The sequence below is a fragment of the Nonomuraea sp. NPDC005983 genome, assembly GCF_040614375.1.
In the GTDB taxonomy this organism is placed as follows: domain Bacteria; phylum Actinomycetota; class Actinomycetes; order Streptosporangiales; family Streptosporangiaceae; genus Nonomuraea.
The window spans coordinates 1-5,182 of sequence record NZ_JBEXUP010000261.1 but is presented as its reverse complement, the minus strand read 5'-3'; the positions used below and the strand labels follow the sequence as shown (position 1 = coordinate 5,182).

Annotated in this window: 5 protein-coding genes; 1 reads left to right on the top strand and 4 read right to left on the bottom strand. The window is 67.9% G+C overall.

The window, feature by feature from the left end; all coding sequences use genetic code 11:
• Nucleotides 1-267 precede the first annotated feature (267 nt).
• The 3 genes from ABZ297_RS46180 to ABZ297_RS46170 all read right to left on the bottom strand — a co-directional run bounded on the left by ABZ297_RS46180 (nucleotide 268) and on the right by ABZ297_RS46170 (nucleotide 3,342).
• Nucleotides 268-1,341, bottom strand: a complete 1,074-nt coding sequence (locus tag ABZ297_RS46180) for an FAD-dependent oxidoreductase (protein WP_355360776.1) — start codon at nucleotides 1,339-1,341, stop codon at nucleotides 268-270.
• A gap of 26 nt (nucleotides 1,342-1,367) precedes the next feature.
• Nucleotides 1,368-2,756 carry a cytochrome b N-terminal domain-containing protein gene (locus ABZ297_RS46175; RefSeq protein ID WP_355360773.1) on the bottom strand — a complete coding sequence of 463 codons (1,389 nt, stop codon included), beginning with the start codon at nucleotides 2,754-2,756 and terminating at the stop codon, nucleotides 1,368-1,370.
• Between the two features lie 421 nt (nucleotides 2,757-3,177).
• Entirely contained in the window at nucleotides 3,178-3,342 is a 165-nt protein-coding gene (locus tag ABZ297_RS46170) for a hypothetical protein (RefSeq protein ID WP_355360770.1), read from the bottom strand.
• A gap of 111 nt (nucleotides 3,343-3,453) precedes the next feature.
• Between ABZ297_RS46170 and ABZ297_RS46165 the strand changes: the two genes are divergently transcribed.
• Nucleotides 3,454-3,981, top strand: a complete 528-nt coding sequence (locus tag ABZ297_RS46165; protein WP_355360767.1) for a hypothetical protein — start codon at nucleotides 3,454-3,456, stop codon at nucleotides 3,979-3,981.
• On the opposite strand, the gene ABZ297_RS46160 is transcribed toward ABZ297_RS46165, so the two are convergent.
• Nucleotides 3,876-4,664 (bottom strand): tyrosine-type recombinase/integrase, encoded by a 789-nt coding sequence (locus ABZ297_RS46160; protein ID WP_355360764.1) that lies wholly within the window; start codon nucleotides 4,662-4,664, stop codon nucleotides 3,876-3,878. The genes ABZ297_RS46165 and ABZ297_RS46160 overlap by 106 nt on opposite strands.
• Nucleotides 4,665-5,182: the final 518 nt, after the last annotated feature.

Below are 5,182 nucleotides of genomic sequence, written 5' to 3'. Positions count from 1 at the left end.
TCGCCCTGATCGCCGTCTCCTTCGCCTGACAACCCCTCCTGATCAACAGGGCCTTCGCAGCGACGCCGTCGCCGCGAAGGCCCTGTTCACGTGGCGGGCCGATCGTCGTAGCCGGGCGCATCAAGGACGGCACCTACCCGATAGAAAACCCGCCCCTTGCTCTTGGAGCGTGATTAGGTCAGTCCCTACAGCAGCGCCGCACCCGTCGGCGAACGCCCGCTCCAGAGGGGCAGTCCGAGACCGGTGACCGCTGTAGGGGCAGGCGACTCATGCCACACGCAGCGGCTGCTCCGACGCCCGGACCAGGCCCACGATGGAGTCGTGGATCCTGTGCTGGTACGGCCGGCGCGAGCCGTACCCGATGGAGGCCGCGACGTTGCTGCCCGCCAGCCTGCCTTGGCGCAGGGCATGCTGCCCGCTCATCGGGGTGATCTTGCCGGGCCTGGTGAGGTCGGGGACGGCGGCCACGTCGCCGCAGGCGTAGATCTCGGGATGGCCGGGCACGGCGAGGTGCTCGTCCACCCTGATCCTGCCCTGCTCGGCCGCCAGCCCGAGGTTGGTCACGAGCGGATCGGGGCGGACCCCGAAGCTCCACACGATCGTGCGGGTGGGGATGAACTCGCCGTCGGTGAGCCGCAGCCCTCGCGAGGTGACCTGGCCGAGGGAGGTCTGCGTCCGGACCTCCACGCCCCGCGACCGCAGCATCCGTGCCGTGGTCCTGGACAGGCGGTGCCGCATGTCAGGCAGCAGCCGCTCGGCGGGATCGGCCAGGATCCAGCGGATCGGCTGTGCGCGCAACCGCGGGTCGCGGCGGGCGATCGACTGGGACAGCGACTGCCCGGCCGAGGCCGCCGCCGTGCCCGCGTATCCCGCGCCGAGGACGACGAACGTGCAGTGCGCCGCACGTTCGAAGGGATCGGTGCTCGCGGCGGCCAGGGAAAGCTGCCGGTGGATGTGATCGCGCAGATGGAGGGCCTGGCCGACGTTGTGGAAGCCGACGCTGTGCGCCGAGACCGCGGAGACCTGGGCGACTTCGCTCACGCCTCCCGCCGCGACGATCAGCCGGTCGTAGTCCAGCACGCCGCCGTCGTAAAGCACCCGCCGGGCGTGGGCGTCGATGTGGGTGACCGTGCCGAGCATCACCCGCACACCCGGCAGCGTCTCGGCCAGCGGCACGCTCACCCGGTCCGGGCTGAGGACGCGCGTCATCACCTGCGGGAGCAGTTCCGGATGCAGCGCGACGCCGGTCGGGTTGACCAGTACGATCTCCGCGCCGTCTCCCACCCTGCGCGACAGGGTGCGCGCCGCCTGGTATCCGGCGACCCCGGCTCCGACAATCACAACCTGTGGCCTGTGCGGTGTCACTGTCATCTCCCTGAGGTGATCAGCTCCCGGCGCTCCTGCTGCGCCGGCGCCAGCCGTTCGTGGAATCCGCCGTCCGGGGACCGTGTGATGATCCCGGTCTCCACTCCGTGCTCGGCCACGTGGTGCTCCGTCTGCTGCAGTGCGAGGCAGATCCACCGGGTGATGATGAAGGCGATGACGGGGCCGATGACCACGGCGAACCTGAAGAAGATCGTCACAGCATCGACGGTGAGGTGGAACTGGTGGGCGATCTGGTCGTTGGCCGCGGCTGCCCACAGCAGGCCGTAGAACGTGACGCCGGCGACCGCGATGGCCGTCTTCACCGGCGTCTCGCGGGGACGATCGAGCAGGTCATGCGCGAGCGTCTCGCGGGCCATGCGGCTCGTGGTCTTGGGCCGGCCCAGCGCGTCGCGGCGGCTGCGTCGCGAGAGGAGGAAGCGCTCGGCCATCGGGTAGGCGGCCAGGGCGGTGAAGAAGACCCCGGGGATCACCAGTGTGGGGACGAGGACCGCGAGGCTGAGCGTGTAGTCCCCGATGGTGAGTTCCCATGCGGGCATGATCCGGAGGGCGCCGTCGAGGAACCCCATGTACCAGTCGGGAACCGAGCCCGCCGAGATCTGCGTCGGCCTGGCAGGGCCGTACAGCCATATGGGGGCGATCTGGAACCCGAACCCGAGAATGATCAGCATGCCGAGCGTCGCGAGCGCCATCGTCGGGCGTGCGCTCCGTCGCGTCGGCACCGAGGCGATGAACCGGGAGTGGCCGTGCCGTCGCACCAGCAGTTCACGGGCGATCAGCAGCGCGGCCATGACGACCGGGATCAGCAGGTGCCCCCCGTACATGACCGGAATGACCCTGTCACCGGGGAAACCCGAGCCGAACAGCAGCGACAGCGCCCAGGTTCCCAGTACGGGGATGGACTGCACAACCGACATGATCAGCCACAGGCTCCCACCCGACAGCATGTCGTCAGGCAGGGCGTTGCCGGTCTCGCCCGCGGCCATGCCCAGTGCCAGCAGCGTCACCCAGATCAGCCACTGCCCGGTGCGCGGGCGGCGGAACGCGCCGGTGAGGAACATGCGCAGCAGCTGCAACGCGACGGCTGCCACGAAGACGAGCGCCGCCCAGTGGTGGACCTGGCGGATGAGCAGACCGCCGCGCACCTCCAGGCTCAGATGCATGGTCGAGTCGAAGGCCTTGCTGACGAAGAGCCCGCGCAGCGGGCCGTTGGAGCCGTCATAGGTCACCTGGGACATGCTGGGGTCGTAGAACACCATCAGCACCGCCCCGGTCACCGCCAGAACGACGAACGACCATACGGCGATTTCCGCGAACATGAACGACCAGTGGGAGAACTGAAACGAGCGGCGCTTGGCCAACAACGAACGCATTTGGGCCCCCTAACCTTGCCTACTCATATGACGGAATTGGGCCATGAGTTGTGACAACGAAGAGGTGTCGGTGACGCGTGATTCGCGTCACTACCATCGGGTCCCTTGTCTGGGGCTGACATGACCACGCCTGCCTCTACGCGGTCGCTCGGGTCACGGCCTGCGACGCGAGGCATGCCACGTGGCAATCCCCCGACACGGCATGAGTCGCGCAACCAAGCGAAACCCGGCGCCTGCTGATCGGCCTACTCCCGCAGCCACGCCACTCAGCACCTCACGTCCTCGCCTGGTCATATCGGCGCCGTGCCGTTGCAGTGGTAAGCGCCGGACCGCCGACACGGACAGTGACGAGCGTGCCAGCGGCCACGAGTGCCTGGCTGGGCGCTCGACCCTGGTCGCCACCTACCTCCAGTGAACGGCGTCACGGCACGCGCGCGGTCGCGGACGGGCAGATCTCCCCGCCGGACGCCGGGTCGAACAGCAGCACCCCGCCCCCGTCCTGTGTGAGCGCGATGAGGTCTGCGACAGGCGAGTACGTTGCGCCGCCCGCGAAGACGTGGGAATCGCCCGCAACGAGAATGTCCACGGGACTTTGGATGCGAAGATCGATCAGAAAGTTCTGAGAAGCAGGGGTGGTGCTTCACACATCCGAACAACCTTGACGATGCCGGGCGTGATAGCCCTAGGATCACCGTCCGTGATCATGACTATCGCGCTCGGCGCTTCCCTCGCCCTGACCGGTTCGCCCGCTCATGTCGCCACCAAGCCGGTGACGTTCCAGGGGGTCACCCTCCAGGTCCCCACCCAATGGAACGTCAAGAAGGAGGGCGTCAATCTGCGCGTCATCACCGGCGCCTGCTCTCCTCGGGCCGCCGAATGCAAGAGCTTCCTGCTGGGCGGCCCCCAGGCGGTCAAGTACGCCTCCGAGGGCGGCGCGTACCGGCCTGACCAGCCCTACCATCCCAGCAGCGGCGTGACCGAGTGCGTGCCGATGAAGAAGTACAACAGCGGGCAGGCCACTCGCGTCAGGACCTCGAAGGCGGCGTTCGGGACCGGGCAGCAGGCGCAATTCACCGAGTGGAAGGTGTCGTGCGACGGCAGCATGTCGAACGTCGCCTCCTACACCCAGCGCGTCTGGTACGTGAAGGCGAAGAAGGTGATCGTCGTCGACCACTGGAAGACGCCGGGCCTGGGTGCCATCCTCGGCAAGGCCGTGTGGGGGTAACCGACGCCCTCGAGCGGCGACCACGAACCATCCGCTGCTGCCCACACCGTCGGCCGCCCAGCAAGGACCATCGGCCCAGGTGTCAGCCGCCACCCTTGCTGAAGTGCTGGTAGTCGCTCACCAGCCGCCTGACCAGCGGCTGGACGGGCTATGCGCCCGCAGAGGGCACACGACTCCTGCGCTTGTGCCCCGAAGACGCGGTCGACGGCCTTGCGGGTGCGGTCCTCGCTCGACGGCATGAGGTGCGTGTACGTGCGCAGTGTGAAGCCGGGATCGTGGTGCCCGAGGTACTCGCTCAGCGCCTTGATGCTCTCGCCGCCGTCGAGCAGCACGGAGGCGTAGAAGTGGCGGAGAGAGTGCATGCCGTGTTCGCGATGCGACTCCGGCATCTCGCCTTTGGGAGGCGCGGTCACGATGCCTGCGCGAACAAGTGCCAACCGCCACTGCCCCTGATTGAAGTAGGTGCAGTGGATCGCATTGCCGTTCGGCGAGGAGAAGATCAGCCGATGCGTCACGGGCTTTCCGGCGAGCGCCAGCCAGGGCAACGTGACGTCGACGGCGGGAAAGGCTGCGAGGTGAGCGGAGAGCTGGAGCGCCACCGAGTCCGGGAGCGGAACGTAACGTGTCTTCCCGCCCTTCGGCGGAGCGAAGACCCGCCGGCCCCGGACGATACGTAAGGCCATGGAACGGCTCAGAGCCGCTGGCAAGGTCTACACCGTCCCCAACCTGGGCAGCTTCGTCAACGCCGACAGTAACGAGCTCAAGGACGAAGCCTCCGCGGAGTAGGCTCCTGGGACGTGAGGCAGCGGATCGGCCACCACAACGATCCGGACGCGCCTGCCCCAACAGCCTCGTCCCCTCCGTGAACGTCGTGGTCACCAACGAGGCCGGCGAGGGGCTGCTGATCCGCCGCTCCGACAACGGGAAGTGCGCTGTGTAGCCCGGCACGAGCTCGACAACTACGGCATGCACTGGTCCATGCGGTTGAGGATCAGCCACTACCTCCAAGGCGGTCTCTACGTCTTTAAAGGCGGCCCGCCTGCCGGCGGCCCGCCGCGCGTTCGGGCGGTCTGCTGGCCGCGCTGCGGCTCTTCGGCCGGTCGCGGCCAGCACGTGCGACACGATGTCGCTTGTTGCGAGTGGACTCGCAGATTGGAGGATCGACGAATGTCGATGGTGTAGTCCCGGGTCTGTGCTCTGT